This is a genomic window from Streptomyces sp. DS1-CR2, assembly GCF_055760475.1.
Genome location: NZ_CM147085.1, coordinates 4,901,769 through 4,927,944, shown reverse-complemented (window position 1 = coordinate 4,927,944; position 26,176 = coordinate 4,901,769). Strand labels below are relative to the sequence as shown.

Genomic DNA, 26,176 nt, shown 5'->3' with positions numbered 1-26,176 from the left:
GGGATCAATGTGTTGAAATGCCGCATTTATCGACGGCGCCGCCAACGTCGCACGAGACCCAGGGGAGGATTAATACGACAAGCCGAAGAAAGGCCCCATTCACCCACTGAGGTGAATTACTGCCCCATTTGACCCGAAAATCCGTCCACAACCTTTACTCTGCATTACGATTCATTTACCGAGAGTTGATTCATCCCGCCGCTGCACGCCGTGATCCACGGCCGCGACCCTGCCCCGCCACAGACGGGGCCCCCTCGTTCCGCGACCGCGCTGCCCCGGAGGAGACGGGAACATGTCAGCCTGCGTCCCCACACGCACTGCCGATCCGACACGGACCGACGAAACCAGCCGCACCCATCCACCCCACAGCCCGCCGCCGAAGCCGCCCCGCCGCTTCCGCGTCTCGGGCGCCGACCTGTCCGCGTCCGGGGCGGTCTTCCTGATCGCCCTGCCGCTGTCCCTCGGAATCGCCCTCGCCACCGGGGCCCCGCTCCAGGCGGGACTCGTCGCCGCCGCCGTCGGCGGACTCGTGGCCGGCCGCCTCGGCGGCTCCGACCTCCAGGTCAGCGGCCCGGCCGCCGGCCTCACCGTCGTCACCGCCGACCTCATCCACCGCTACGGCTGGCGGACGACCTGCGCGATCACCGTCATCGCCGGAATCGCCCAACTCGGCCTCGGCTGCCTGCGCGTGGCCCGCAGCGCGCTCGCCGTGTCCCCCGCTGTCGTCCACGGCATGCTCGCCGGAATCGGCGTCACCATCGCGGTCGCCCAGGTGCACATCGTGCTCGGCGGCACCCCCCAGAGCGCCGTCCTCGACAATCTCCGTGCGCTGCCCGCCCAGTTGACCCACGTGGACCTGGCCGCACTGGGCCTGAGCCTCCTGACGCTCGCGGTCCTGTTCGCCTGGCCCCGGATCCCCGGACGCGCCGGACGGGCCCTGCGCCGGGCTCCCGCCGCGCTCGTCGCCGTCGCCTGCGCCACCGCGACCGCCGCGTTCGCCGGGATCACCGTGACCAAGGTCGACCTGCCGTCCTGGAGCAGCCACGCCCTCGCCGGCCTGCCCGAAGGGCCCGTACTGGGCCTCGTGGCGGCCGTCCTGACCGTGACGCTCGTGTGCAGCGTGCAGTCACTGCTCGGCGCCGTCGCCGTGGACAAGCTCGCGTCCGCGAAGCCCGCCCTGCGGCCGGAGGCCCGCCGCTCCGACCTCGACCGGGAGCTGCTCGGCCAGGGGGCCGCCAACATCGTCTCCGGCACCCTCGGCGGACTCCCCGTCGCCGGGGTCGCGGTCCGCAGCGCCGCGAATGTGAACGCGGGCGGCGAGAGCAGGAACTCCACGATGCTGCACGGCGTTTGGGTAGTAGTGGCCGCGCTCCTGATGGTCCCGGTGCTCGAGCTGATCCCTCTCGCCTCACTCGCCGCCCTGGTCATGGCCGTCGGCATCCAGATGGTGTCCCTGCACCACATCCGGACGGTCACGCGCCACCGCGAGGTCCTCGTCTACGCCGTGACGACGCTCGGCGTGGTCACCCTCGGCGTACTCGAGGGTGTCGCCCTCGGCATCGCGGTCGCCGTCGCGGTTGCCCTGCACCGGCTCGCCCGCACACGGATCACCCACACCGTGGACGGAACGGACAGAACAGACGGAGCAGACAGAGCAGGCGCGGCGGGCGCCGAAAGCCGAGGCGGGACGCATCACGTGCGAGTGCGCGGGCAGCTGACGTTCCTCGCCGTGCCCCGGCTCAGCCGCGTACTGCACCAGGTACCCCAAGGAGTCGGCTGCGTCGTGGAGTTGGACGGGTCCTTCATGGACCACGCCGCGTTCGAGTCCCTGCAGGACTGGCAGAAGTCGCATGTCGCGCAGGGCGGGAAGGTCGAGGTGACCGGGCGGGCGGGGACCCGTATCGCCGAGCCCGCGTCGGCGTCGCACTCCTGCTGCCGGCCGTGGACGCCCTGGCTCAACCACCACTGCGACCGCCCGCAGACCGAGACCGCCGCTCCCCCGGCCGGCGGTGCTGGCTATCAACTGGCCAGCGGCATCAGCGCGTTCCAGCGGAACACGGCGCCGCATGTGCGGGACGAGCTCGCCCGGCTCGCCCGTGAGGGGCAGCGGCCCACCCAGCTGTTCCTGACCTGCGCCGACTCCCGGCTCGTGACGTCGATGATCACCTCAAGCGGCCCCGGCGACCTCTTCGTCGTCAGGAACGTGGGGAATCTGGTGCCGCTGCCGGGCGCCGAGAGCGGTGACGACTCGGTCGCCGCGGCCATCGAGTACGCCGTCGACGTACTGAAGGTGCAGTCGATCACCGTGTGCGGGCACTCCGGCTGCGGTGCCATGCAGGCGCTGCTCAACAGTCCGCCCGAGGGCGGCGCGCAGACACCCCTGAAGCGGTGGCTGCGGCACGGCCTGCCGAGCCTGGCCCGCATGGCGGCCGCGAACCAGCCCTGGGCGCGGCTCGCGGGGCGCGCCCCCGCCGACTCGGTCGAGCAGCTCTGCCTGACCAATGTCGTCCAGCAGTTGGAGCATCTGCGGGCGCACGAGTCGGTGGCCCGCCGCCTCCAGGAGGGCTCGCTCGAACTGCACGGGATGTACTTCCACGTGGGCGAGGCGCAGGCCTATCTGCTCACCGAGCGGCCCGACGAAGTGTTCGACCAGGTGGCGCCGGAGGGTGAACTGCGCCCTGCCTGAACCCGTCCGTGACGGCGTACGTGCCGGTGGGTGAACCATCGGCACGCGCACGCAAGGCTCAACAGGTCTAAACCATTTTACGGGCCCCCCTTGTCACCGAGGGGGGCCGTCTGATGAGCTGTGGCCTGGGACACAACGGTCGCGCCCCGGCAAAGCACCGTAAGGGAGATGTCGTGAGCAACGAAAGCCTGGCCAACCTTCTCAAGGAAGAGCGAAGGTTTGCGCCGCCGGCCGACCTGGCGGCCGCCGCCAACGTCACCGCGGAGGCGTACGAACAGGCCAAGGCTGACAGGCTCGGCTTCTGGGCCGAGCAGGCCCGCCGGCTGACCTGGGCCACCGAACCGACCGAGACCCTCGACTGGTCGAACCCGCCGTTCGCCAAGTGGTTCGCCGACGGGAAGCTGAACGTCGCGTACAACTGCGTGGACCGCCACGTCGAGGCCGGGAACGGCGACCGGGTCGCCATCCACTTCGAGGGTGAGCCGGGCGACAGCCGGGCCATCACCTACGCGGAGCTCAAGGACGAGGTCAGCCGCGCGGCCAACGCGCTGACCGAGCTGGGCGTGCAGAAGGGCGACCGCGTCGCCGTCTATCTGCCGATGATCCCCGAGGCCGTCGTCGCGATGCTGGCGTGCGCGCGCATCGGTGCCGCGCACTCGGTCGTCTTCGGCGGATTCTCGGCCGACGCCATCGCGGCCCGCATCCGGGACGCCGACGCCAAGGTCGTCATCACGGCCGACGGCGGCTACCGGCGCGGCAAGCCGTCCGCGCTCAAGCCCGCCGTCGACGACGCTGTCAGCCGCGTCGACGGAGTCGAGAAGGTCCTCGTCGTCCAGCGCACCAAGCAGGACGTCGCCTGGACCGAGGGCCGCGACGTGTGGTGGCACGAGATCACGCAGAAGCAGTCGGCGGAGCACACCCCCGAGGCATTCGACGCCGAGCAGCCGCTGTTCATCCTCTACACGTCCGGCACGACAGGTAAGCCCAAGGGCATCCTGCACACGTCCGGCGGCTACCTCACGCAGGCCTCGTACACCCACCACGCGGTGTTCGACCTCAAGCCGGAGACCGACGTCTACTGGTGCACGGCCGACATCGGATGGGTCACCGGGCACTCGTACATCACCTACGGCCCGCTCTCGAACGGCGCGACGCAGGTCATCTACGAGGGCACCCCGGACACCCCGCACCAGGGCCGCTTCTGGGAGATCGTGCAGAAGTACGGGGTGACGATCCTGTACACGGCGCCGACGGCGATCCGCACGTTCATGAAGTGGGGGGACGACATCCCCGCCAAGTTCGACCTGAGCAGTCTGCGGGTCCTCGGTTCGGTCGGTGAGCCGATCAACCCCGAGGCCTGGATGTGGTACCGGAAGAACATCGGCGGCGACAAGTGCCCCATCGTGGACACCTGGTGGCAGACCGAGACCGGCGCGATGATGATCTCGCCGCTGCCCGGCGTCACCGAGACCAAGCCGGGCTCCGCCCAGCGTGCCCTGCCCGGCATCTCGGCGACGGTGGTGGACGACGAGGCTCACGAAGTACCCGACGGGGGCGGCGGTTACCTCGTCCTGACCGAGCCGTGGCCGTCGATGCTGCGCACCATCTGGGGCGACGACCAGCGGTTCATCGACACGTACTGGTCCCGTTTCGAGGGCAGGTACTTCGCCGGTGACGGCGCCAAGAAGGACGAGGACGGCGACATCTGGCTGCTCGGCCGGGTGGACGACGTGATGCTGGTCTCCGGCCACAACATCTCGACCACCGAGGTCGAGTCGGCGCTCGTCTCGCACCCCTCCGTCGCCGAGGCGGCGGTCGTGGGCGCGGCCGACGAGACGACGGGTCAGGCCATCGTGGCCTTCGTGATCCTGCGCGGCACGGCGTCCGCCGACGACGAGGGCCTCGTCGCCGACCTGCGCAACCACGTGGGCGCGACGCTCGGCCCGATCGCCAAGCCGAAGCGGGTCCTGCCCGTGGCCGAGCTGCCCAAGACCCGCTCCGGGAAAATCATGCGGCGCCTGCTGCGCGATGTCGCGGAGAACAGGGAGCTGGGAGACGTCACGACCCTGACGGACTCGTCCGTCATGGACCTCATCCAGACCCGGCTCCCGGCCGCGTCGAGCGAGGACTGACCGCACCGCACACCACGATTTGGGCACCCGGCACCGAACGCGCCGGGTGCCCGTTTCGTGCGTAAAGTGACGATTACCAGCTACGGCCCGCGTACACCCGGTAGGGTGAGACCTCAACTGGTGTGCCGGGAAGTCTGGTCGGCAACGCCGTCGGCGACCCCTCGTCGGCGCGTTCGCGAAAGCCGAACCCGACCGGAGGTCTTCACCCGTGGCCGCGCCCGCCCCCAGCAAGAACAGCCGTAAGGTCCTCGGTCGGCTCTCCCTTCCCGAGCGTACGTTCGTGGCGGACACCCTGCGGGCCGAGACCGTCGGCGGCGTTCTGCTCCTCGTCGCCGCGATCGCCGCCCTCATCTGGGCGAACACCCCGCTCAGCGACAGCTACGAGTCTGTGCGCCACTTCCACATCGGCCCTGCCGCGCTCGGACTCAACCTGTCCCTCGAGCACTGGGCTGCCGACGGACTGCTCGCCGTGTTCTTCTTCGTCGCCGGTATCGAGCTCAAGCGCGAACTCGTCGCCGGCGATCTGCGCGACCCGAAGGCGGCCATGCTGCCTGTCGCCGCCGCGCTCTGCGGCATGGCGGTCCCCGCGCTCGTCTACTTCCTGGTCAACATCACGGGCGACGGCTCGCTCGACGGCTGGGCCGTGCCGACCGCCACCGACATCGCCTTCGCGCTCGCCGTCCTCGCCGTCATCGGCACCTCACTGCCTTCCTCGCTGCGCGCGTTCCTGCTCACGCTCGCCGTCGTCGACGACCTCGGCGCGATCCTGATCATCGCGATCTTCTTCACCGACGACATCAACTTCGCCGCCCTCGCAGGCGCCGTCGTCGGCCTCGCCGTGTTCTGGCTCCTCCTGCGCAAGGGCGTTCGCGGCTGGTACATCTACGTGCCGCTCGCGCTCGTGATCTGGGGCCTGATGTACAACAGCGGCATCCACGCCACCATCGCCGGTGTCGCCATGGGCCTCATGCTGCGCTGCACCCGGCGGGACGGTGAGGAGCACTCGCCCGGCGAGCACATCGAGCATCTGGTGCGCCCCTTCTCAGCGGGGCTCGCCGTGCCGCTGTTCGCCCTGTTCAGCGCGGGCGTTGCCGTGTCGGGCAGCGCGCTGACCGACGTGTTCACCAAGCCCGAGACGCTCGGTGTGGTGCTCGGCCTCGTCGTCGGCAAGGCGGTCGGCATCTTCGGCGGGACCCGGCTCACCGCCCGCTTCACCAGGGCCTCGCTCTCCGACGAACTCGCCTGGCCCGACGTGTTCGCCGTCGCGTCCCTCGCCGGCATCGGCTTCACCGTCTCGCTCCTCATCGGCGAACTCGCCTTCACCGACAACCCGCTGCTGACCGACGAGATCAAGGCGTCCGTCCTGATGGGCTCCCTCATCGCGGCGGTCCTGTCGAGCGTCCTGCTCAAGATCCGTAACGCCAAGTACCGCGCGATGTGCGCCGAGGAGGAGCGGGACGACGACCTAGACGGCATCCCCGACATCTACGAGGAGGACAAGCCGGAGTACCACTTGCGGATGGCGGAGATCTACGAGAAGAAGGCCGCCGAACACCGCAGGCTTGCCGAAGTGACGGGCGGGGCAAGCGAGGAAAGCAGTCGTCCGGCATGATCTGACAGCAGGTCTGCTACAGATGCCCGTACAGAGAAGAGGGAGTACGCGATGAGCGCACCCGACGGCACACCGGTCGGCGCCGAACGCAGCATCGGCCAGCTGGTCGCCACGGCCACGACCGAGATGTCCGCGCTGGTGCACGACGAGATCGCCCTGGCGAAGGCCCAGCTCAAGCAGGACGTGAAGCGGGGTGCGGTCAGCGGCGGCGCCCTCTCGGCGGCCGGCGTGGTCCTGCTCTTCTCGCTGCCCATGCTGAGCTTCGCGCTCGCCTACGGGATCCAGGCCTGGACCGGCGGGCACAACGGTGAGGGCGGCTGGAACCTCGGCTGGTGCTTCCTGCTCTCCTTCGCGGCGAACGTGCTGGTGGCCGCGCTGCTCGCCCTGATCGGCGTCGTCTTCGCGAAGAAGGCCAAGAAGGGCAAGGGCCCGCAGAAGGTCGCCGCCTCGGTCAAGGAGACGGCAGGCGTACTGGGGAACGCCAAACCGCACCCCCGTCAGGTGGCCCCCGCGAACCGAGTCGGCGACACGGTCGAGGCTGTGGCACGCTCGTCTTCATGACGGACCCCGCCACCCCTTCGGCTCAGCCCGCCTCGGTCGTACGCATCGGCGTCCCGGGCGGCGGCGAGCTGACCCACCGGGACGTCGCCGCCAACGGCGCGCGCTTCCACATCGCCGAGATGGGCGACGGGCCACTGGTCCTGCTCCTGCACGGCTTCCCCCAGTTCTGGTGGACATGGCGGCACCAGATGGTGGCGCTCGCCGACGCCGGGTTCCGGGCCGTGGCCATGGACCTGCGCGGCGTCGGCGGCAGCGACCGCACCCCCCGCGGCTACGACCCGGCGAACCTCGCCCTCGACATCACGGGCGTCGTACGGTCCCTCGGCGAGCCCGACGCGGCGCTCGTGGGGCACGACCTGGGCGGCTATCTCGCGTGGACCGCGGCCGTCATGCGGCCCAAGCTGGTGCGCCGGCTCGTGGTCTCCTCGATGCCGCACCCCCGGCGCTGGCGCTCGGCGATGCTGTCCGACGTCAAGCAGACCGCCGCGGGCTCGTACGTCTGGGGCTTCCAGCGGCCGTGGGTGCCGGAGCGTCAGCTCGTCGCGGACGACGGCGCCCTGGTCGGGCGGCTGATCCGGGACTGGTCCGGGCCGCGCCTGCCCGACGACGAGGCCGTGGACGTGTACCGGCGCGCCATGTGCATCCCGTCCACGGCACATTGCTCGGTCGAGCCGTACCGCTGGATGGTGCGGTCGATGGCCCGTCCGGACGGCATCCAGTTCAACCGGCGCATGAAGCGTCCGGTGCGGGTGCCGACGCTGCATCTGCACGGCTCGCTCGACCCCGTGATGCGTACGCGCAGCGCGGCGGGCTCCGGCGAGTACGTCGAAGCGCCGTACCGCTGGCGGCTGTTCGACGGTCTGGGGCACTTCCCGCACGAGGAGGACCCGGTCGCGTTCTCCAGTGAACTGGTCAGCTGGCTGAAGGACCCCGAGCCCGACCGGTGACGGCCGCGCGGTCGCCCTCGCACGATCGGGTGACGCGTTCGAGCCATGTCCGGGAACAACTGTCCCTCGAACTGCCAATTGCCTGGCGCATAGGCCAATTGGGGGGCGTGCGCGCGATTACCGACCTTGGGGCACGGGCACACGTCGGGGTATGGGCTGGACGCACGACTACAGTGACGCAGCACGCAACCGCCGCTCAGCCACGGTGCTGAGCCGTCACCCGGGGGGTGGCCCGCAGGAACCGGGCCATGACCAAACCCCTCCGGGGATCAACATTCCCCGCATCCTGCGCCGCCGGGCCCGCTGGGTCTCGGCCCGGCTGCGGCACACGCGCGACTGACGCGTCACCGGCCCGGCCTTCACCGCCTCCCGAACCTCACAGGGCGCAGTTGTCGCTGCCCACCTGCTGGTTGGCCGTGCGGCCGCGGTCGATGTCCTGGCTGATCTCGTCTCGGGTGAGCGCGTACCCGGTCTGGGCGCTGTCGAGTGACTTCGCGAAGACCACGCCGTACACCTTGCCCTCGGGCGTGAGCAGCGGGCCGCCGGAGTTGCCCTGGCGGACGGTCGCGTAGAGCGAGTACACATCGCGTTGCACGGTGCCGCGGTGGTAGATGTCCGGGCCGTTGGCCGAGATGCGGCCGCGCACGCGCGCGGGGCGGACGTCGTACGCGCCGTTCTCCGGGAAGCCGGCGACGATCGCGCTTGCGCCGCGCTCGGCGTCCGTGGACGTGAACTGGAGCGGGGGCGCCTTCAGCGTGGGCACGTCGAGTACGGCGATGTCGCGCTTCCAGTCGTAGAGGACGACCTTCGCCGCGTACATCCGGCCTTCGCCGCCAATCTGTACGTTCGGCTCGTCCACGCCGCCGACCACGTGCGCGTTCGTCATGACGCGGCGGTCGGCGAAGACGAAGCCGGAGCCTTCGAGGACCTTGCCGCAACTGGGTGCCTGGCCCGTCACCTTGACGATGGAGCGCCTGGCCGTCTGCACGACCGGGCTGTTCGCCAGCTTCGGGTCGGGGGACTGGACCTCGGTGATCGGCTCGTTCGAGAACGGGCTGAAGACCTGCGGGAAGCCGTTCTGCGCGAGCGCGGAGGAGAAGTCCGCGAACCACGTGTTCGCCTGCGCGGGCAGGGCTCTGGACACGCCGAGCAGGACCTTGGAGTTGCGCACTTCCTTGCCGAGCGTGGGCAGCGTCGTACCGGCCAGGGCCGAGCCGATGAGCCAGGCGACGAGGAGCATCGCCACCACGTTCACCACGGCACCGCCCGTGGCGTCCAGGGCGCGGGCCGGGGACCAGGTGATGTACCGGCGCAGCTTGTTCCCCAAGTGCGTGGTGAACGCCTGTCCCACGGAGGCACAGACGATGACCACGATCACGGCGACGACGGCCGCGGTCGTACTCACCTTGGCCTCGTCGGTCACCGCCCTCCAGATGGCGGGCAGGACGTAGACCGCGACGAGGCCGCCGCCCAGGAAGCCGATCACCGACAGGATGCCGACGACGAAGCCCTGGCGGTAGCCCACGATCGCGAACCACACGGCGGCGACGAGCAACAGGATGTCCAGCACATTCACGTGGGCCACCCTGTCATGAGCGCCAGTCGAGTGGGACCTGCTTACTGCGGTCCCAGGGACGCTCCCATCCCGCGTAGTGCAGGATCCGGTCGATCACTCCGGCCGTAAAGCCCCAGACCAGAGCCGATTCGACGAGGAACGCCGGGCCCTGGTGACCCCTCGGGTGGACCGCCGTCGCACGGTGGCGCGGATCCGTGAGATCCGCCACGGGGACCGTGAAGACGCGGGCCGTCTCCGCCGGGTCGACCGCCTGCACCGGCGTCGGTGTGCGCCACCAGCCGAGGACCGGCGTCACCACAAAGCTGCTCACCGGGATGTACAGCTTCGGCAGGACACCGAAGAGCTGGACGCCGCGCGGATCGAGCCCGGTCTCCTCCTCCGCCTCGCGCAGGGCGGCGCGCAGCGGCCCGTCCGTACGCGGATCGCCGTCCTGCGGATCGAGGGCGCCGCCCGGGAAGGACGGCTGGCCCGCGTGCGAGCGCAGCGATGTGGCGCGCTCCATGAGCAGCAGCTCGGGGCCGCGCTCGCCCTCACCGAAGAGGATCAGGACGGCGGACTGGCGCCCGTCGCCGCTCTCGGGCGGCAGGAAGCGGCTCAGCTGGAGCGGCTCGACCGTATCGGCGGCCTTCACGACCGGGTCGAGCCACTCGGGCAGCCCCTCGCGGCTCAGCCGCACGGGCTCGATCTTCGTCACGCGCTCTTCGTGCGCCTCACTGTGTGCATGTGTCATAGGCACCCCCGTCCAACTGAACACAACGCCTGCGTCCCCGCCGTTCGTTCCGCGATGCGTCACTCCCCCGTGGCGGGCGGCGCGGTGGCGCCGAGCGGGGGCGCCGGGATACCGCCGGCGTCCAGATACGACTGCGGGGGCTTCAGGCGCTGGCCGGGGAAGCCGCCCTTCTCGTACTTCAGGAGCTTCTTCGCCTTCTCCGGGTCGGTCTCGCCCTCCCCGTACGCCGGGCAGAGCGGCGCGATCGGGCAGGCGCCGCAGGCGGGCTTGCGGGCGTGGCAGATCCGGCGGCCGTGGAAGATCACGCGGTGGGAGAGCATCGTCCAGTCGTTCTTCGGGAAGAGCTCGCCGATAGCCTTCTCGACCTTGTCCGGGTCGGTCTCCTCCGTCCACTTCCAGCGCCGCACGAGCCGCCCGAAGTGCGTGTCCACGGTGATTCCCGGCCGCCCGAAGGCGTTGCCCATCACGACGAAGGCGGTCTTGCGGCCGACGCCGGGCAGTTTGACGAGGTCTTCGAGACGCCCAGGGACCTCGCCCCCGAACTCGTCCCGCAGCGCCGCCGCGAGCCCCATGATCGACTTCGACTTGGCGCGGAAGAACCCGGTGGGCCGGATCAGCTCCTCGACGTCCTCGGGGTTCGCGGCCGCGAGGTCCTCCGGGCTCGGGTACTTGGCGAAGAGGGCGGGCGTCGTCTGATTGACCCGCAGATCGGTGGTCTGGGCGGACAGCACCGTGGCGACGAGCAGCTGGAAGGGGTTCTCGAAGTCCAGCTCCGGGTGGGCGTACGGGTACACCTCGGCGAGCTCACGATTGATGCGCCGGGCACGCCGGACGAGCGCGGTGCGGGGCTCGGGCTTGGCAGCGGCCTTCTTCGCAGGCTTGTCCGACGTCGCGGCGGCGGCCTTCTTCACGGGCTTGGCGGCGCCGGCCTTCTTCGCGCCAGCACGCTTCCCTCCGGAACCCGCGGCACCACCGGCACCACCGGCACCACCAGCGCCCTTCCCCGCGGAAGCCGCAGCACCCCCGGCACCATCCCCGACACCGCTGGCCCGCTTTACCCCTTTTGCCGCTTTCTCGGGCGCGGCCGGGGCCTGTTCGCCCACAGCGGAATTACGTCCTGCGGTCACCGTCCCAGCCCCCTTGGCCTCTGCTCTCACCGGCGTTTTGGACACTCGGCCAGCCTAGAGGCAGCCGCTGACATCCGCCGTGGACCCCGCAGATCAGTCCTCGATTGGCCCCCTCCCCGACAGCTTGCGACGCCCGTGCGGCAGACTTGTGCCTGAGTGACTGATCACACTGTTTGGACCGTCCGGCAAAATGGGGAGCGGGAACCCGGTCCCCGGATGCAGGTCGACATAGGAGAGAAACTCGTGGACGACGTTCTGCGGCGCGCCCCGCTTTTCGCGGCGCTCGATGATGAGCAGGCCGCGGAGCTCCGCGCCTCCATGAGTGAGGTGACCCTCGCGCGCGGCGACGCCCTCTTCCACGAGGGCGACCCCGGAGACCGCCTGTACGTGGTCACCGAGGGCAAGGTGAAGCTCCACCGCACCTCCCCCGACGGCCGCGAGAACATGCTCGCGGTACTCGGCCCCGGCGAGCTGATCGGCGAGCTCTCGCTGTTCGACCCGGGCCCGCGCACGGCGACCGCCTCCGCGCTCACCGAGGTCAAGCTGCTCGGCCTCGGCCACGGCGACCTCCTGCCCTGGCTGAACGCGCGCCCCGAGGTGGCCTCCGCCCTGCTGCGCGCCGTCGCCCGGCGCCTGCGCAAGACCAACGACCAGATGTCCGACCTGGTCTTCTCGGACGTGCCGGGCCGCGTGGCCCGCGCGCTCCTGGACCTCTCCCGCCGCTTCGGCGTGCAGTCGGAGGAGGGCATTCACGTCGTGCACGACCTGACGCAGGAGGAGCTGGCCCAGCTGGTCGGCGCCTCCCGCGAGACGGTGAACAAGGCGCTCGCGGACTTCGCGGGCCGCGGCTGGCTCCGACTGGAGGCCCGCGCCGTGATCCTGCTCGACGTGGAGCGCCTCGCGAAGCGCTCGCGCTGACACCTTCGTTCCACGCGTACGGGTCCCGTCTCCCTCCGGGGAGGCGGGATCACGCGTTCACCGCCCCGGAAAATGCCGGGACTGCAGCCGCCCGACCCGGCACAGTGGGCCCATGGACCCCACCGCCCGCGGCCTGGACGACCGCGGATTCATCGAGCGCGAAGGCTCTCTGAGCCGGATCCAGCCGGACTTCCGCCCCGTGGTGTCCGCGGCGCGCGACGGTCTGCTCGCCGGCTTCGGGCCGCGGATGACGAGCGCGTACCTCTACGGCTCCGTGCCGCGCGGCACCGCCCGCCCCGGCCGCAGCGACCTCGACCTCCTCCTCGCACTGCGCGAGGAGCCGACGGACAACGACAGGGCGCAGGCCAACGCCCTGGCCGAAGACCTGAACAAACAATTCGCCCAGATCGACGGCGTAGGCCTGCTGGTCCTCAGCCGAAGCCAGGTCCTCAGCGACCTCGAACGACACGACCTCGGCTGGTTCGTGGCCTGCCTCTGCACTCCGCTCCTCGGCGAGGACCTGGCCGCATACCTGCCGCGCTACCGCCCCGACTCCCTCCTGGCCCGGGAGACCAACGGCGACCTGCGCCTGCTCCTGACGCGCTGGCGCGAACGCATCGCGCGAGGCGACGACCCGCGCACCCTGGACCGCCAGATCTCCCGTCACCTCGTCCGCACCGGCTTCACGCTCGTCATGCCCCGCTGGAACGGCTGGACCAGCGATCTGACGCAGATGGCCGAGGTGTTCGGCACGTACTACCCGCAGTGGGCGGACGCGATGCGACAGGCGTCCGAGGCGTCGTACGAACCGGTGGGCGCACCGCACACCCTCCGGGCCTACACCGAGGACCTGGGCCCGTGGCTGGCGGCAGAATACGAAGCCGTGCACGGAGTGAAGGCCCCCCGCCCCTGACCCGGAAGCAGGACACCGATGAGCTCAGCGTCGACGGACAGCCTGGCCGAGCGGTTCGAGGAGTCACGGGGGCACTTGCGCGCCGTGGCCTACCGGATGCTCGGCTCGTTCAGCGAGGCGGAGGACGCCGTACAGGAGACGTGGCTGCGGCTCCAGCGGTCCGACACCTCGGCCGTCGAGAACCTGGGCGGCTGGCTCACCACCGTCACGGGCCGGATCTGCCTGGACCTGCTGCGCTCGCGCAAGGCAAGGGGCGAAGAGCCCCTGGAAACCCACGTACCCGACCCCCTGGTCACGAGCCTCGACACCCCGGACCCCGAACAACAGGCGCTCCAGGCTGACTCGGTGGGCCTGGCGCTGCTCGTGGTCCTGGACTCGCTGGCGCCGCTGGAGCGGCTGGCGTTCGTGCTGCACGACCTGTTCGCGGTGCCGTTCGACGACATCGCGCCGATCGTGGAGCGCACGCCGGCGGCGACCCGGCAGCTGGCGAGCCGCGCGCGCCGCCGCGTCCAGGGAGCCCCGCCGCCTCAGACGGATCTGGTACGCCAGCGCGAGGTGGTCGAGGCGTTCCTCTCGGCGGCCCGCGAGGGCGACTTCGAGGGACTGCTGGCGGTCCTGGACCCGAACGTAGTGCTACGGGCGGACGCCGGGGCAACTGACCTCTCGCGCCTGGTCCGAGGCGCTCACGCGGTGGCGTCCGGGGCGATCACGTTCCAGCGCATGGCACCGCACGTGCGCGTTGTGCTGGTCAACGGCGCGATCGGCCTCCTGGCGCTGCCCGAGGGCCGCCCGGCATCGCTGATGTCCTTCACGATCACAGACACGAGAATCACGGAACTGAACGTCCTGGCGGACGAGGTCCGTCTGCAGCGCCTGACCCGCGAGGCCTGACCGGGCGGCCCTCTAAATGAGCCCGTGCTCCGTCAGATAATCGAGCTGAGCCAGCACCGACAATTCGGCAGCGGGCCACAGAGACCGATCCACACCCGCGTACACATGGGCAACAATTTCTGACGCCGTGACATAACCGCTCTCGACGGCGGTCTCGACCTGGGCGAGCCGGTTGGCGCGGTGGGCGAGGTAGAACTCGACGGCGCCCTGGGCGTCTTCGAGTACGGGCCCGTGCCCCGGCAGCACGGTGTCGACCCCGTCGTCGACGGTGAGGGACCGCAGCCGCCGCAGCGAGTCGAGATAGTCCCCGAGCCGCCCGTCGGGATAGGCGACGACGGTGGTCCCGCGCCCGAGCACGGTGTCCCCGGTCAGCACGGCGCGATCGGCGGGCAGATGGAAACAGAGCGAATCAGCGGTATGCCCAGGCGCGGCGACAACACGCAACTCAAGCCCGCCAACAGCCACAACGTCCCCACCAGCCAGCCCCTCGTCCCCGAGCCGCAGGGCAGGATCGAGGGCCCGCACCTTGGTCCGGGTCAGCTCGGCAAACCGGCCGGCGCCCTCCGCGTGATCGGGATGCCCATGAGTAAGAAGGGTCAGAGCCACACGCTTACCGGCAGCCTCAGCGACCGCGACAACATTCCGCAGATGCACGTCGTCGAGCGGCCCGGGATCGATCACCACGGCAAACTCGGAATCAGGCTCGGAAACAATCCACGTATTGGTCCCGTCCAGGGTCATCGCGGAGGCGTTCGGAGCCAGCACGTTGACCGCGCGCGCGGTGGCGGGCCCGGACAGCACCCCGCCACGGGGCTGTCCGGGAAGGGCTGCGGCTTCAGTCATGCGGAGGCTCCCCCGGACGTGGTCGGAATGTGCTTGGTGAACTCATCATGACCGGGCCAGGACAGAACAATCTCCCCACCCTCCAGCCGGGCCCGGGCGAGCACAGGGGACAGATCCTGCGCCGCGGCCCCCACGAGGGCCCCCTCGGCGCTGTCGAAGCCGGCCAGCGCCCGCAGCGTCGCGATCGTGGGCGGCATCATCATCAGCTCGCCCTTGTCGTACCCTTCGGCGGCCTGCTCGGGCCGGATCCACACGGTCCGATCGGCTTCAGTAGAGGCGTTACGGGTGCGCTGCCCCTCCGGCAGAGCGGCGACGAAGAACCAGGTGTCGTACCGCCGGGGCTCGAACTCGGGCGTGATCCACCGCGCCCAGGCCCCCAGCAGATCGGACCGCAGAACCAGCCCACGCCGCCCGAGGAACTCCCCGAACGACAACTCCCTCTGGACGAGCGCCTCCCGGTCGGCCTCCCAGGACTCACCGGTCGTATCCCCCACCACGGACGCCGCATCGGGCCCGGCGAGCAGCACGCCCGCCTCCTCGTACGTCTCCCGCACGGCGGCACACACGATCGCCTGCGCTGACTTCTCGTCCACGTCGAGCCGAGCCGCCCACGCCGCGCGCGAGGGCCCGCCCCACCGCACGACCGACTCGTCGTCACGGGGATCCACGCCCCCGCCCGGATACGCGTACGCGCCCCCGGCGAAAGCCATGGAGGCGCGTCGACGCAACATATGCACTTCGGGACCGGCGACCGCGTCCCGCAGAAGCATGACGGTCGCGGCCCGCCGCGGCACAGCGGCCGCCAGCTCACCCGCCGCGAGCGCACGAATCCGCTCGGGCCACTCCGGGGGATACCACTGCCCATTCGCCATGGCCGGAGGCTATCCGCTACCAAGCGGATGTTCGAGAGCCATAGACGATCAAGTACGACGGAGACCACGAAGAACCCCCACCGCCCCGCGGCCATACCCGAGAGAGCCGGACGGACGAATCACCCACCGCCCCGCAGCCGCGAGAGAGAACCGGGCCGACGCATCACCCACCGGCTGGCAGCCCGCGTACGAGGCGCGAGGGGAGCCGGGATGTGCGCGCGGAGCCACCAGCACCACACGCGGGTGGCATGGGCCCGGCGACGAAGCCCCCTGGAACAGCGAGCACGTACATCCCGGCGCCGCCCCGCCCTCAGGAGACGGAGCGCACCGGTCCCGAGCCGACCCGAACCTTCAGCCGAACCAGAAGGCTCGGCCGAAGCAGAAGCCTCGGCCGAACCGAACTCTCAGCCGAACCGAACCACTCAACCCGAAACGAGCTCGACCTGAACCTCGACCTCAACAGGCGCGTCCAGCGGCAGAACGGCCACACCCACGGCGGACCGGGCGTGCACACCCTTCTCGCCGAGAACCTCGGCGAAGAGCTCACTGGCCCCGTTCACCACACCCGGCTGCCCGGTGAAGTCGGGCGCGGAGGCGACAAATCCGACGACCTTCACCACACGGGCGACCCGATCGAGATCGTCGGCAACGGACTTCACCGCGGCGAGCGCGTTCAGCGCACACGTACGGGCCAGCTCCTTGGCCTGCTCGGCGGTGACCTCGGCCCCCACCTTCCCGGTGAGCGGAAGCTTCCCGTCCACCATCGGCAGCTGACCGGCCGTGTACACGTACACGCCGGACTGCACGGCCGGCTGGTAAGAGGCGAGCGGCGGCACGACCTCGGGCAGGGTCAGGCCGAGCTCGGCGAGGCGCGCGTCGACGACCCCGCTCATGCCTTCGCCCGCTTCAGATAGGCCACGAGCTGCTCGGGGTTGTTCGGCCCGGGCACGACCTGGACGAGCTCCCAGCCGTCCTCGCCCCAGGTGTCCAGAATCTGCTTGGTCGCGTGCACGAGAAGAGGCACGGTCGCGTATTCCCACTTGGTCATACGGCCGACTGTAGCCGCTGGACCGACGATGACCGACAGCCTCCTGCGTAGCCCGCGCGCGGACTGGTTAGGCTCGAAGGCGTGAGCAGGCTCCAGGTCGTCAGCGGCAAGGGCGGTACCGGAAAGACCACGGTCGCCGCCGCACTGGCGCTCGCCCTCGCGACCGAGGGCAAGCGCACTCTCCTGGTGGAGGTGGAAGGACGCCAGGGCATCGCACAGCTCTTCGAGACGGAAGCACTGCCGTACGAGGAACGGAAGATCGCGGTAGCCCCGGGGGGCGGCGAGGTGTTCGCACTCGCCATCGACCCGGAGCTGGCGCTGCTGGACTACCTCCAGATGTTCTACAAACTGGGCGGCGCGGGCAGGGCGCTCAAAAAGCTGGGCGCGATCGACTTCGCGACAACGGTGGCGCCGGGCCTGAGGGACGTACTCCTGACCGGCAAGGCCTGCGAGGCGGTACGCCGAAAGACGAAACAGAACAAATACGCCTACGACTACGTGGTGATGGACGCCCCGCCGACGGGCCGCATCACGCGCTTCCTGAACGTGAACGACGAGGTCGCGGGCCTGGCCAAGATCGGCCCGATACACAACCAGGCGCAGGCGGTCATGCGGGTCCTCAAGTCGCCGGAGACAGCGGTGCACTTGGTGACGCTGCTGGAGGAGATGCCGGTCCAGGAGACGTCGGACGGCATCGCGGAGCTGCAGGCGGCGAACCTCCCCGTGGGCAGGCTCATCGTGAACATGGTGCGCCCGGCGGTCCTGGACGACGCCGAACTGACGCTGGCGCAGGGCGGCGTGCCCAGGACGGCCATCGCCAAGTCCCTGTCCGCGGCGGGCCTGGGCGGCGCCCGCAGAGGCGGCAACGCCGAACGTCTGGTGACCCCGCTCCTCGACCAGGCGGCCCAGTACGCGGAACGGCACGAGCTGGAGCGCAGCCAGCGGGCGGTGCTGGCCGATTCAGGCCTGCCGCTGCACGAACTGCCGCTGCTGACCGAGGGGATGGACCTGGCGGGCCTGTACCGGCTGGCCACGGAACTGCGGAAGCAAGGGATCTAGAGACACATGACGTCGTCCCTGAGCCTGAACCCGACGGACACCCACGTACTCGACGTGGACCCACTCATCGACGACCCCAGGACGCGCATCGTGGTGTGCTGCGGCTCCGGCGGCGTCGGCAAGACGACGACGGCGGCGGCACTCGGCCTGCGCGCGGCCGAGCGCGGCCGCAAGGTCGTCGTGCTGACGATCGACCCGGCACGCAGGCTGGCCCAGTCCATGGGCATCGACAGCCTGGACAACACACCGCGCCGGGTGAAGGGGATCGACGATACGGCGGGCGGCGAACTGCACGCGATGATGCTCGACATGAAGCGGACGTTCGACGAGATCGTCGAGGCGCACGCGGACGGTCAGCGGGCCGAGGCGATTCTGGGCAACCCGTTCTACCAGTCGCTCTCGGCGGGCTTCGCGGGCACGCAGGAGTACATGGCGATGGAGAAGCTGGGTCAGCTGCGGGCCCAGGGCGAGTGGGACCTGATCGTCGTCGACACTCCGCCCTCCCGCTCCGCGCTCGACTTCCTGGACGCGCCGAAACGTCTCGGCTCGTTCCTGGACGGCAAGCTGATCCGGGTCCTGATGGCCCCGGCGAAGGTCGGCGGCCGGGCCGGCATGAAGTTCCTGAACGTCGGGATGTCGATGATGACGGGCGCACTCGGGAAACTGCTGGGCGGTCAGCTCCTGCGCGACGTACAGACGTTCGTGGCGGCGATGGACACGATGTTCGGCGGGTTCCGCACGCGCGCCGACGCCACGTACAAGCTGCTCCAGGCCCCTGGTACGGCGTTCCTGGTGGTGGCGGCGCCGGAGCGGGACGCGCTGCGCGAGGCGGCGTACTTCGTGGAGCGCCTCGCCGCGGAGGACATGCCGCTGGCCGGGCTCGTACTGAACCGGGTGCACGGCAGCGGTGCCGCGCAGCTGTCGGCCGAGCGGGCGCTCGCAGCCGCAGAAAATCTTGACGAGCGCGGCATTGTGGATCAGGGGGACGGGAATGTAGAGCTGCGTAGCGCTCCCGAAGCAGGCTCCCCCGCCCCAGCAAGGGACACGGCCGACGAGCACGCCCAGATGCCGGACAAAACCCCACATAGCACACCCGTGCACGCAAACACGCCCAACTCACCTGTCACAGGCACGCCTGCCACCACGACCACAGACCGCGCCACGGCAGACCGCACCACGACAGACCGCGCAGCCACACACCACGCAGCGACAGACCAACTCACGGCAGGCCTGCTGCGATTGCACGCGGAACGCATGCAGTTGCTGGCACGCGAGCAGCGCACACGCGACCGCTTCGCGGCGCTCCACCCGGAGGTGGCGGTCACCGAGGTCGGCGCCCTGCCCGGCGATGTGCACGACCTGGCAGGCCTGAGGAGCATCGGGGACCGGCTCGCGGCCGGTACGGACCCGGCCGGAGCTGCGTGAGCCGTACGGACGCCTCCCGAGGCGCGGGCCACCACACGGCTCGCACCCCTCGGACGCCCTGGTAAGGAGCTCGGCTCCCTCACCCCACGGCGGCGTACCTCTCGTACGTCGCGTCGTCATCGATGTCCACGGGCAGCAGGCCCGCACCGCGCTCGTACTCCGTACGAGCCGTCTCGAGCAGCCGGCGCCACGAGGTGACGGTGGGGCGCCTGCGCAGCAGCGCACGGCGTTCCCTCTCGGTCATGCCACCCCACACGCCGAACTCGACGCGGTTGTCCAGCGCGTCGGCCAGGCACTCGGTCCGCACCGGGCATCCGGTGCACACCGCCTTCGCCCGGTTCTGCGCTGCTCCTTGAACGAACAGTTCATCTGGATCGGTAGTGCGGCAGGCCGCCTGCGCACTCCAGTCGGTTACCCAGCCCATACCGGCGCCGTCCTCTCCCGAATCGAGGCTCCCCCACGGCGGCAGCGGCATATTCACCGCCGCCAGTTGAGGACGTTACGGAAGGTGGGCACAGCGCAACACCCCCTTCGGGCCCAATCTTGAATGGCCCGAACGGACTATGCGTAAGCGGCAGATCACCCGACGGAGTGAGCCGAGGGCATTCGCAACCAACCCGGCAAACCAGGGCGTTTCAGTTGAGTCACAGCGGACACCGGGTGACACTCAAGGCGGTTTCGGACACGCCCTCACCAACCACGGAACGATCGCGCAGGAGTGGTGAGATGACTACCGGAACGATTCGGGTTCGCCGGACGTCTTGATACGTGACCATACTGCTGTGACAGTTGAGTGCAGCTTAGGCCAAGGCATATACGCCTGTCCGGAGAATCAGAACGTAGGCTGCCCTCATGGGAAAGAAGCGCTCGGGCGGTGGACTGTCACCGACTCAGCAGGCCGCCAAGTTCCTTGGTGTCAGTGTCCTCGCGGGAGCCGTCCTCGCCGGAATCGCGCTGCCCGCGGCGGGCGCGCTCGGCCTCGCGGCGAAGGGCTCGGTCGAGGGATTCGACGAGATCCCGGCCAACCTCAAGCAGCCGCCACTCAGTCAGCGCACCACGATACTGGACAACAAGGGCGGCGCGATCGCGACCGTCTACTCCCGCGACCGCACGGTGGTGCCCCTCAAGGACATCTCGCCGTACATGCAGAAGGCGCTCGTCGCGATCGAGGACTCGCGCTTCTACGAACACGGCGCCGTCGACTTGAAGGGCATCCTGCGCGCGATCAACGAGAACGCGCAGAGCGGCGGCGTCACGCAGGGCGCGTCCACGCTCACCCAGCAGTACGTGAAGAACGTCTTCATGGAGGAGGCCGGCGACGACCCGACCAAGCTCGCCCAGGCCACCCAGCAGACGATCGGCCGCAAGATCCGCGAGCTGAAGTACGCGATCCAGCTCGAGGACAAGCTCGGCAAGAAGCGCATCCTCTCCAACTACCTGAACATCACGTACTTCGGTGAGCAGGCATACGGCGTCGAGGCCGCCTCGCAGCGGTACTTCTCCAAGTCGGCGAAGGACCTGACGATCGAGGAGTCCGCGATGCTGGCCGGCATCGTCCAGTCCCCGAGCCGCTACGACCCCGTCAACGACGAGGCGGAGGCCACCAAGCGACGGAACGTCGTGCTCCAGCGGATGGCCGAGACGCACGACATCTCCCAGGCCGAGGCGGACCGCGCCAAGGAGAAGCCGCTCGGCCTGAAGATCAGCAAGCCGCAGAACGGCTGTATCACGGCGGTCAAGGGCGCGGGCTTCTTCTGCGACTACGTACGCGAGGTGTTCCTCACCGACCCGGTCTTCGGCAAGACGAAGGAAGCACGGGCGAAGCTCTGGAACCGGGGCGGCCTGAGGGTGCAGACCACCCTCGACCCGCAGACGCAGGAATCGGTGCAGGCCTCGATCAAGCAGCACGTCTACCAGACGGACAAGGTCGCGACGGCGGCCGCGTTCGTCGAGCCCGGCACCGGCAAGATCCTCGGCATGGGCCAGTCGAAGCCGTACGGCTTCGGCAAGAACGAGACGCAGATCAACTACTCGGTCGACCGCAAGATGAGCGGGTCGAACTACGGCTTCCCGACGGGTTCGACGTTCAAGCCGTTCCTCGCCGCGGCCGCCCTGGAGCAGGGCACCCCGGTGACGAAGTCGTACCCGGCGCCGTACCGGATGCCGTATCCGAGCTCGGTCCAGACGTGCAGCGGCAAGCCGTGGGTGAACAGCGGCGGCGCCACCGTGGAGAACGAGAACGAGTCCGAGCGCGGTCCGTACGCACTGGAGGAGGCGATGGCCAAGTCCATCAACACCTACTTCGTGCAGATGATCGGCGACATCGGGATGTGCCCGGTGATGGACATGGCCGACAAGCTGGGCGTCGTCCAGGGCAACGGCGACAAGCTCCCCGAGGTCCCGGCCATCGCCCTCGGCTCCAAGGGCATCTCGCCGCTGACCATGGCGAGCGCGTACGCCGCCTTCGCCAACCGCGGCACGTACTGCACGCCGGTCGCCATCGAGTCGATCACGGCCCCCGGCGACAAGTCGCTGCCGGTGCCGAAGTCGTCGTGCTCGCGCGCGATGACCACGAAGACCGCCGACAGCATCAACACCCTGCTGAGCGGCGTGATCGACTCCGGTACGGGCAAGGAGGCCGGTCTGACCGACCGGGCCAACGCGGGCAAGACCGGTACGACCGACAGCCGTAAGAACGCCTGGTTCGTGGGGTACACGCCGAACCTGTCCGGCGCGGTCTGGGTCGGCAGCGCCCTGCAGAACGTCGAGATGCAGAACATCACCATCGGCGGCGTCTACCAGCCGAAGGTCTTCGGCGGCCAGGTCCCCGGACCGATCTGGAGGGACGCCATGGTCGGCGCACTCTCCGACAAGCCGTCCCCCGGCTTCAACCTGATCAACATCCCCGACCCCGAGAAGGACAGGGACCGGGACAGGGACCATGACGAGGACCCGGACGAGAACGACGGAAAGCCGGGCCAGAACGGCGGCGGAAACGGCGACAGCCCGTGGCCGGACATCTCCCTCCCGCCGGACATCCTCGGCGGCGGCAACGGGCACGGCGGCGGACACCGCTGAAGCGGATGCCACTCGGGCGAGTCCCGCTCGGACGGTGACGGTACGCCGATGGGGCGCCCCCTCTATGGGGGGCGCCCCATCGGCGTAGGTGTGAGGGGTGAGGAGGCGGAAGACCGGAAGGAGACCGGAACGTCTTCCCCCACCCCGAAGGGCACTCTCAGCGAGCGAGCACCCCGGCGGACACCTCAGCCGGCGAGCAGCTGCTTCACGACGGCGGCGACGCGGCCGCCCTCCGCCAGGCCCGCGACCTTCGGGTTCACGATCTTCATGACCTGGCCCATGGCGCGCGGCCCCTCGGCGCCGGCCGCCTTCGCCTCCCCGACCGCCTGGGCGACGATCTCGTGCAGCTCGTCGTCGGAGAGCTGCTTCGGCAGGTACTCGGCGAGCACCTCACCCTCCGCCTTCTCCCGCTCGGCCTGCTCGGCGCGGCCGCCCTGCGCGAACGCCTCGGCGGCCTCGCGGCGCTTCTTCGCCTCGCGGGTGATCACCTTCTGCACCTCGTCGTCGGACAGCTCGCGCGCCGTCTTGCCCGCGACCTCCTCCTTCGTGATGGCGGAGAGGGTGAGCCGGAGCGTCGAGGAGCGCAGCTCGTCACGCCCCCTGATCGCGGCGGTGAGGTCTTCCTGCAGCTTCGACTTGAGCGTGGTCATGCAGCGATTGTCGCAGGTACGCAATGCCCTATGCCCCTTGATTTCCGGGACCTGCCGGGTCTGACACGATGGGCGTATGCGCGCGCGATACGGGATTCCCCTGAAAGTGACAGCAGGCATCACGGCGGCGGGCGCCGCCGGACTGATCTACTCGGCGGGGTTCGAAGCCCGTTCGTTCCGTCTCCGACGGGTCACGGTCCCGGTGCTTCCCGCGGGGATGCGCCCGCTGCGCGTCCTCCAGGTGTCCGACATCCACATGGTCGGCGGCCAGCGCAAGAAGCAGCGCTGGCTGCGCTCCCTGGCCGGCCTGCGCCCCGACTTCGTGATCAACACGGGCGACAACCTGTCCGACCCGGAGGGCGTGCCGGAGGTCCTGGACGCGCTGGGCCCGCTGATGGACTTCCCCGGCGCGTACGTCTTCGGCTCGAACGACTACTACGGCCCCAAGCTCCGTAACCCGGTCCGCTACCTCTTCGAGAAGGCCCGCGGCGCCCACGGCCTCAACGGCAACGCCCCCGCGGTCGGCGTCGTCCACAACCCGTGGGAGGACCTGCGCGACGGGTTCGACTCGGCGGGCTGGCTGAACCTGACGAACACGCGGGGCGCCCTCAAGATCGAGGGCATGGAGATCGGCTTCACGGGCCTGGACGACCCGCACATCAAGCGCGACCGGTACGCGCACGTGGCGGGCGGCCCGGACGCGGGCGCCGACTTCTCGATGGGCATCGTGCACGCTCCGTACCTGCGGGCCCTGGACGCGTTCACGGCGGACGGCTACCCGCTGGTACTGGCGGGCCACACCCACGGCGGCCAGGTTTGCATCCCCTTCTACGGGGCGCTGGTCACCAACTGCGACCTGGACACGGACCGCGTGAAGGGCCTTTCGACCCACGAGTCCGAAGGCCACCGCTCCTACCTGCACGTCTCAGCGGGCTGCGGCGCCAACCGGTACACCCCGGTCCGCTTCGCCTGCCCCCCGGAGGCGACCCTCCTGACCCTGACCCCTGCACCCTGAGAAAACCGGATTTCGTCTACGGCCGCCGGTCCGCTAAAGTAATCGATGTCGCCACGACCTGCAGAACAGCGGGACGGTGGAGCAACGACATCGGGGTGTAGCGCAGCTTGGCAGCGCGCTTCGTTCGGGACGAAGAGGTCGTGGGTTCAAATCCCGCCACCCCGACAGCCGAAATACCAGGTCAGGCTCGGTTTCCTTCTCAGGAAGCCGGGCCTGATTTGCGTTCTGCATCCCATCGGGGAGTGAGCGGGGAGTGGATCATGGAAATGCCACTCCCGACCTACCCAGTGGATCTGCGGTTCGACCGCGTCGACCGCCGAGCCCTTCGACGGCCGGGAGTAGACCGGCGGCCGGTTGGTGGCCAACGCCCGCTTCACGGTGTTCTTCGAGATGCCCAGCTGCCGGGCGATCGCCCGGATCGGCATCTGCTCGGCCCGGTGCAGCCTGCGAATCTCTGCCCAGTCCTCCACGGAAATCACCCTCTTCTCCTGACCTTCGATCAAGATCAGGTTGGTCAGAAGACCACGAAGTGGGTCAGTTTTGATCCGCGGTGAATTCGCATCATCGTCGCAACGTTGCAGGCTCATGGTGCCAGAGCGGCGGCGAATGCTTGGGCGGGGGTCTTCCAACCCAGGGTCTTTCGGGGTCGGTTGTTGAGTCGTTCCTCGATGGCTCGGAGGTCCTCGGCGGAGTGCAGCGCGAGGTTCGTGCGCTTGGGCAGGTACTGGCGAAGAAGACCATTTGTGTTCTCGTTGGTGCCGCGCTGCCAGGGGCTGGCGGGGTGCGCGAAGAACACGCCGTCGGTGAAGTACGCGGCGATCTCGTGGTGTTGAGCCATCTCCGAACCTTGGTCCCAGGTCAGAGTCCGGCGAGCAAGTTCGGGCAGCTCGGTGAGCGCGGTGATGAGCGCGTCGCGTAGGTGGCCGGCTGAGTGTCCTTCGGGAAGTGCGACCAGGCGCAGGTAGCGGGTGCGGCGGTCGACGAGGGTGGCGACGGCGGACTGGCTCCGGACACCCACGACCAGGTCTCCTTCCCAGTCACCCAGGCGCTGGCGGAGTTCGACCGCCGTCGGCCGCTGGTCGATCAAGGTGGCGGGTGCGACGAAGCGGGGCATGCGCTGGCTGGGACGGCGGCGTTGTCTGCGCAGTGGGCGGCCGGTGCGGAGTTTCCTGGTCAGCGTCCTACTCAAACCGCCCTTGGCGCCCTGATAGAGGGCGCGGTAGATGCTCTCGTGGCACAGATGTCGCTCGGGCCGATCCGGCCAACGTCTGCGCAGGTGGGCAGCGATCTGCTCAGGGCTCCACTCCAGATCGAGCTTGGCCTGCACCTCCGCCCGCAGGTCAAGGTCCGTGGCCAGCTTCGCTCGGCGTGGACGCACAGCCCGCTCCGGCAGCGATGATGCGCCAGGTCCGCGTCGTACCGGCCATAGTCATGCGGTCGGCTGTTACGACGAAGCTCCCGACTGACCGTCGACGGGGCGCGACCGAGGCGGCGAGATATCTCCCGTATCGTCAGGCCGCCTTCGCGCAACGAGGCAATACGCCGCCGCTCGAGCAGGGACAGGTACCTGCCCGACCGGGAAGACTCCGGCAGGTAGTCCGGTGGCAGGCCGCCGTTCTCTGAGCGCCACCGGTATCCGGTCTTGCGTCCGATCCCGAGCTGTCTGCATGCCTCGACCGAGCCCATCCCGGCCGCGAGCAGCCGCCAGTACTCGGCCTCGAGTTCCAGCCTGCGCTTCCGTCCCCGCCTCGCCATCAACACACCCCTAATGATCAAGGAATGTTGCGACAAGCGTTAGAACCCAAGCGCGCCAGAGGGTCACGATTCACCCGTCGCCGACACTCCTGGACGTGTTGTCGCTGTTTCATGACGACTTCCGCGTGCAGTTGCTCGTCACGTCTACGGGGTCTTCTGCCTTTCAGGGCGGAGTCGACAAGTTCTCCTCCGACTTGTGCCTCCCCGTGCTGCCTTGGGATCAAGCTCTTTCAACACCGGTGGATCTTGCGATTTCCGCAAGCTTCGGGGGACAAATCTCCGCCATTCAAGGCAAATTGGCTATTATTTCACATGGGGTTGGATATACTAAGAAGCTA

At 69.4% G+C, this 26,176-nt stretch carries 22 protein-coding genes, 1 tRNA gene and 2 pseudogenes; 14 read left to right on the top strand and 11 right to left on the bottom strand.

All coding sequences use genetic code 11. From position 1 onward, the window contains the following. The first annotated feature begins 292 nt into the window (after positions 1-292). The 6 genes from ACY0PA_RS23665 (at position 293) to ACY0PA_RS23640 (ending at position 8,278) form a co-directional block, all read left to right on the top strand. Positions 293-2,686 (top strand): bifunctional SulP family inorganic anion transporter/carbonic anhydrase, encoded by a 2,394-nt coding sequence (locus tag ACY0PA_RS23665; protein WP_473079699.1) that lies wholly within the window; start codon positions 293-295, stop codon positions 2,684-2,686. Between the two features lie 113 nt (positions 2,687-2,799). Beyond that, positions 2,800-4,818 (top strand): acetate--CoA ligase, encoded by a 2,019-nt coding sequence (gene acs / locus ACY0PA_RS23660; RefSeq protein ID WP_473079698.1) that lies wholly within the window; start codon positions 2,800-2,802, stop codon positions 4,816-4,818. 208 nt (positions 4,819-5,026) lie between these two features. Beyond that, the gene (nhaA, locus tag ACY0PA_RS23655) at positions 5,027-6,430 is read left to right on the top strand and encodes a Na+/H+ antiporter NhaA (protein ID WP_473079697.1); all 1,404 of its coding nucleotides are present in this window, start codon (positions 5,027-5,029) and stop codon (positions 6,428-6,430) included. A 51-nt stretch (positions 6,431-6,481) separates the two neighbouring features. Further along, a complete protein-coding gene (locus ACY0PA_RS23650; RefSeq protein WP_266672793.1) occupies positions 6,482-6,991 on the top strand; it encodes a phage holin family protein in 510 nt (169 codons plus the stop codon). After that, on the top strand, positions 6,988-7,938 hold the full coding sequence (locus ACY0PA_RS23645) for an alpha/beta fold hydrolase (protein ID WP_100596323.1): 951 nt from the start codon (positions 6,988-6,990) through the stop codon (positions 7,936-7,938). The genes ACY0PA_RS23650 and ACY0PA_RS23645 overlap by 4 nt, the downstream gene beginning before the upstream one ends. 151 nt (positions 7,939-8,089) lie before the next feature. Then, positions 8,090-8,278: a hypothetical protein gene (locus ACY0PA_RS23640; protein WP_100596324.1), complete on the top strand. Its 189-nt coding sequence runs from the start codon at positions 8,090-8,092 to the stop codon at positions 8,276-8,278. Between the two features lie 36 nt (positions 8,279-8,314). Here the strand turns inward: ACY0PA_RS23640 and ACY0PA_RS23635 are convergent, their stop codons facing one another. The 3 genes from ACY0PA_RS23635 to nth are packed head-to-tail and all read right to left on the bottom strand — an operon-like array spanning position 8,315 to position 11,371. Beyond that, positions 8,315-9,514 carry a MarP family serine protease gene (locus tag ACY0PA_RS23635; RefSeq protein ID WP_473079696.1) on the bottom strand — a complete coding sequence of 400 codons (1,200 nt, stop codon included), beginning with the start codon at positions 9,512-9,514 and terminating at the stop codon, positions 8,315-8,317. Positions 9,515-9,527: 13 nt separating this feature from the next. After that, positions 9,528-10,244 (bottom strand): NUDIX hydrolase, encoded by a 717-nt coding sequence (locus ACY0PA_RS23630; protein ID WP_454398891.1) that lies wholly within the window; start codon positions 10,242-10,244, stop codon positions 9,528-9,530. A gap of 59 nt (positions 10,245-10,303) precedes the next feature. Beyond that, entirely contained in the window at positions 10,304-11,371 is a 1,068-nt protein-coding gene (gene nth / locus ACY0PA_RS23625; RefSeq protein ID WP_473079695.1) for an endonuclease III, read from the bottom strand. A gap of 243 nt (positions 11,372-11,614) precedes the next feature. Here nth and ACY0PA_RS23620 point away from each other — a divergent pair, with 243 nt between their 5' ends. The 3 genes from ACY0PA_RS23620 to ACY0PA_RS23610 all read left to right on the top strand — a co-directional run bounded on the left by ACY0PA_RS23620 (position 11,615) and on the right by ACY0PA_RS23610 (position 14,093). Next, positions 11,615-12,289 (top strand): Crp/Fnr family transcriptional regulator, encoded by a 675-nt coding sequence (locus tag ACY0PA_RS23620; RefSeq protein ID WP_100596519.1) that lies wholly within the window; start codon positions 11,615-11,617, stop codon positions 12,287-12,289. A 112-nt stretch (positions 12,290-12,401) separates the two neighbouring features. Then, on the top strand, positions 12,402-13,202 hold the full coding sequence (locus ACY0PA_RS23615) for a nucleotidyltransferase domain-containing protein (protein WP_473079694.1): 801 nt from the start codon (positions 12,402-12,404) through the stop codon (positions 13,200-13,202). Positions 13,203-13,220: 18 nt separating this feature from the next. Next, a complete protein-coding gene (locus ACY0PA_RS23610) occupies positions 13,221-14,093 on the top strand; it encodes a sigma-70 family RNA polymerase sigma factor (RefSeq protein ID WP_473079693.1) in 873 nt (290 codons plus the stop codon). Positions 14,094-14,105: 12 nt separating this feature from the next. On the opposite strand, the gene ACY0PA_RS23605 is transcribed toward ACY0PA_RS23610, so the two are convergent. The 4 genes from ACY0PA_RS23605 to ACY0PA_RS23590 all read right to left on the bottom strand — a co-directional run bounded on the left by ACY0PA_RS23605 (position 14,106) and on the right by ACY0PA_RS23590 (position 16,856). Beyond that, complete coding sequence (locus ACY0PA_RS23605) at positions 14,106-14,936, bottom strand: MBL fold metallo-hydrolase (protein ID WP_473079692.1); 831 nt, start codon at positions 14,934-14,936, stop codon at positions 14,106-14,108. After that, entirely contained in the window at positions 14,933-15,808 is an 876-nt protein-coding gene (locus ACY0PA_RS23600; RefSeq protein WP_473079691.1) for an NUDIX hydrolase, read from the bottom strand. The genes ACY0PA_RS23605 and ACY0PA_RS23600 overlap by 4 nt, the downstream gene beginning before the upstream one ends. Positions 15,809-16,230: 422 nt before the next feature. Beyond that, on the bottom strand, positions 16,231-16,701 hold the full coding sequence (locus tag ACY0PA_RS23595; protein WP_473079690.1) for a RidA family protein: 471 nt from the start codon (positions 16,699-16,701) through the stop codon (positions 16,231-16,233). Further along, positions 16,698-16,856 carry a DUF4177 domain-containing protein gene (locus ACY0PA_RS23590; RefSeq protein ID WP_020129281.1) on the bottom strand — a complete coding sequence of 53 codons (159 nt, stop codon included), beginning with the start codon at positions 16,854-16,856 and terminating at the stop codon, positions 16,698-16,700. The genes ACY0PA_RS23595 and ACY0PA_RS23590 overlap by 4 nt, the downstream gene beginning before the upstream one ends. An 81-nt stretch (positions 16,857-16,937) precedes the next feature. On the opposite strand from ACY0PA_RS23590, the gene bagA reads away from it, so the two are divergent. Next, a complete protein-coding gene (gene bagA / locus ACY0PA_RS23585; RefSeq protein ID WP_473079689.1) occupies positions 16,938-17,915 on the top strand; it encodes an ATPase BagA in 978 nt (325 codons plus the stop codon). A 6-nt stretch (positions 17,916-17,921) separates the two neighbouring features. Then, entirely contained in the window at positions 17,922-19,340 is a 1,419-nt protein-coding gene (gene bagB / locus ACY0PA_RS23580; RefSeq protein WP_473079688.1) for an ATPase BagB, read from the top strand. Between the two features lie 79 nt (positions 19,341-19,419). Here the strand turns inward: bagB and ACY0PA_RS23575 are convergent, their stop codons facing one another. Next, positions 19,420-19,764 carry a WhiB family transcriptional regulator gene (locus ACY0PA_RS23575; protein WP_199841926.1) on the bottom strand — a complete coding sequence of 115 codons (345 nt, stop codon included), beginning with the start codon at positions 19,762-19,764 and terminating at the stop codon, positions 19,420-19,422. 428 nt (positions 19,765-20,192) lie between these two features. Here ACY0PA_RS23575 and ACY0PA_RS23570 point away from each other — a divergent pair, with 428 nt between their 5' ends. Further along, a complete protein-coding gene (locus ACY0PA_RS23570; protein ID WP_473079687.1) occupies positions 20,193-22,418 on the top strand; it encodes a transglycosylase domain-containing protein in 2,226 nt (741 codons plus the stop codon). 185 nt (positions 22,419-22,603) lie between these two features. On the opposite strand, the gene ACY0PA_RS23565 is transcribed toward ACY0PA_RS23570, so the two are convergent. Further along, positions 22,604-23,068 (bottom strand): GatB/YqeY domain-containing protein, encoded by a 465-nt coding sequence (locus ACY0PA_RS23565; RefSeq protein WP_356276410.1) that lies wholly within the window; start codon positions 23,066-23,068, stop codon positions 22,604-22,606. A 76-nt stretch (positions 23,069-23,144) separates the two neighbouring features. Between ACY0PA_RS23565 and ACY0PA_RS23560 the strand changes: the two genes are divergently transcribed. Next, positions 23,145-24,083 carry a metallophosphoesterase gene (locus ACY0PA_RS23560; RefSeq protein ID WP_473079686.1) on the top strand — a complete coding sequence of 313 codons (939 nt, stop codon included), beginning with the start codon at positions 23,145-23,147 and terminating at the stop codon, positions 24,081-24,083. 91 nt (positions 24,084-24,174) lie between these two features. Beyond that, positions 24,175-24,248, top strand: a tRNA-Pro gene (locus tag ACY0PA_RS23555). A 125-nt stretch (positions 24,249-24,373) separates the two neighbouring features. Here ACY0PA_RS23555 and ACY0PA_RS23550 read toward each other — a convergent pair. Together ACY0PA_RS23550 and ACY0PA_RS23545 are read right to left on the bottom strand one after the other, a co-directional pair. Beyond that, positions 24,374-24,562, bottom strand: a pseudogene (locus ACY0PA_RS23550) (helix-turn-helix domain-containing protein); the annotation flags it as partial. Positions 24,563-24,666: 104 nt separating this feature from the next. After that, positions 24,667-25,838, bottom strand: a pseudogene (locus tag ACY0PA_RS23545) (IS30 family transposase). Positions 25,839-26,176 lie beyond the last annotated feature (338 nt).

Coding starts and splice junctions, on each gene's coding strand:
- acs (WP_473079698.1), top strand. CDS start 2,800: ATGAGCTGTGGCCTGGGACACAACGGTCGCGCCCCGGCAAAGCACCGT.
- ACY0PA_RS23630 (WP_454398891.1), bottom strand. CDS start 10,244: ATGACACATGCACACAGTGAGGCGCACGAAGAGCGCGTGACGAAGATC.
- ACY0PA_RS23615 (WP_473079694.1), top strand. CDS start 12,402: ATGGACCCCACCGCCCGCGGCCTGGACGACCGCGGATTCATCGAGCGC.
- ACY0PA_RS23575 (WP_199841926.1), bottom strand. CDS start 19,764: ATGGGCTGGGTAACCGACTGGAGTGCGCAGGCGGCCTGCCGCACTACC.
- ACY0PA_RS23600 (WP_473079691.1), bottom strand. CDS start 15,808: ATGGCGAATGGGCAGTGGTATCCCCCGGAGTGGCCCGAGCGGATTCGT.
- ACY0PA_RS23605 (WP_473079692.1), bottom strand. CDS start 14,936: ATGACTGAAGCCGCAGCCCTTCCCGGACAGCCCCGTGGCGGGGTGCTG.
- ACY0PA_RS23590 (WP_020129281.1), bottom strand. CDS start 16,856: ATGACCAAGTGGGAATACGCGACCGTGCCTCTTCTCGTGCACGCGACC.
- ACY0PA_RS23610 (WP_473079693.1), top strand. CDS start 13,221: ATGAGCTCAGCGTCGACGGACAGCCTGGCCGAGCGGTTCGAGGAGTCA.
- ACY0PA_RS23565 (WP_356276410.1), bottom strand. CDS start 23,068: ATGACCACGCTCAAGTCGAAGCTGCAGGAAGACCTCACCGCCGCGATC.
- ACY0PA_RS23595 (WP_473079690.1), bottom strand. CDS start 16,701: ATGAGCGGGGTCGTCGACGCGCGCCTCGCCGAGCTCGGCCTGACCCTG.
- ACY0PA_RS23640 (WP_100596324.1), top strand. CDS start 8,090: ATGGGCTGGACGCACGACTACAGTGACGCAGCACGCAACCGCCGCTCA.
- ACY0PA_RS23665 (WP_473079699.1), top strand. CDS start 293: ATGTCAGCCTGCGTCCCCACACGCACTGCCGATCCGACACGGACCGAC.
- ACY0PA_RS23650 (WP_266672793.1), top strand. CDS start 6,482: ATGAGCGCACCCGACGGCACACCGGTCGGCGCCGAACGCAGCATCGGC.
- ACY0PA_RS23645 (WP_100596323.1), top strand. CDS start 6,988: ATGACGGACCCCGCCACCCCTTCGGCTCAGCCCGCCTCGGTCGTACGC.
- ACY0PA_RS23570 (WP_473079687.1), top strand. CDS start 20,193: ATGGGAAAGAAGCGCTCGGGCGGTGGACTGTCACCGACTCAGCAGGCC.
- ACY0PA_RS23560 (WP_473079686.1), top strand. CDS start 23,145: ATGCGCGCGCGATACGGGATTCCCCTGAAAGTGACAGCAGGCATCACG.
- bagB (WP_473079688.1), top strand. CDS start 17,922: ATGACGTCGTCCCTGAGCCTGAACCCGACGGACACCCACGTACTCGAC.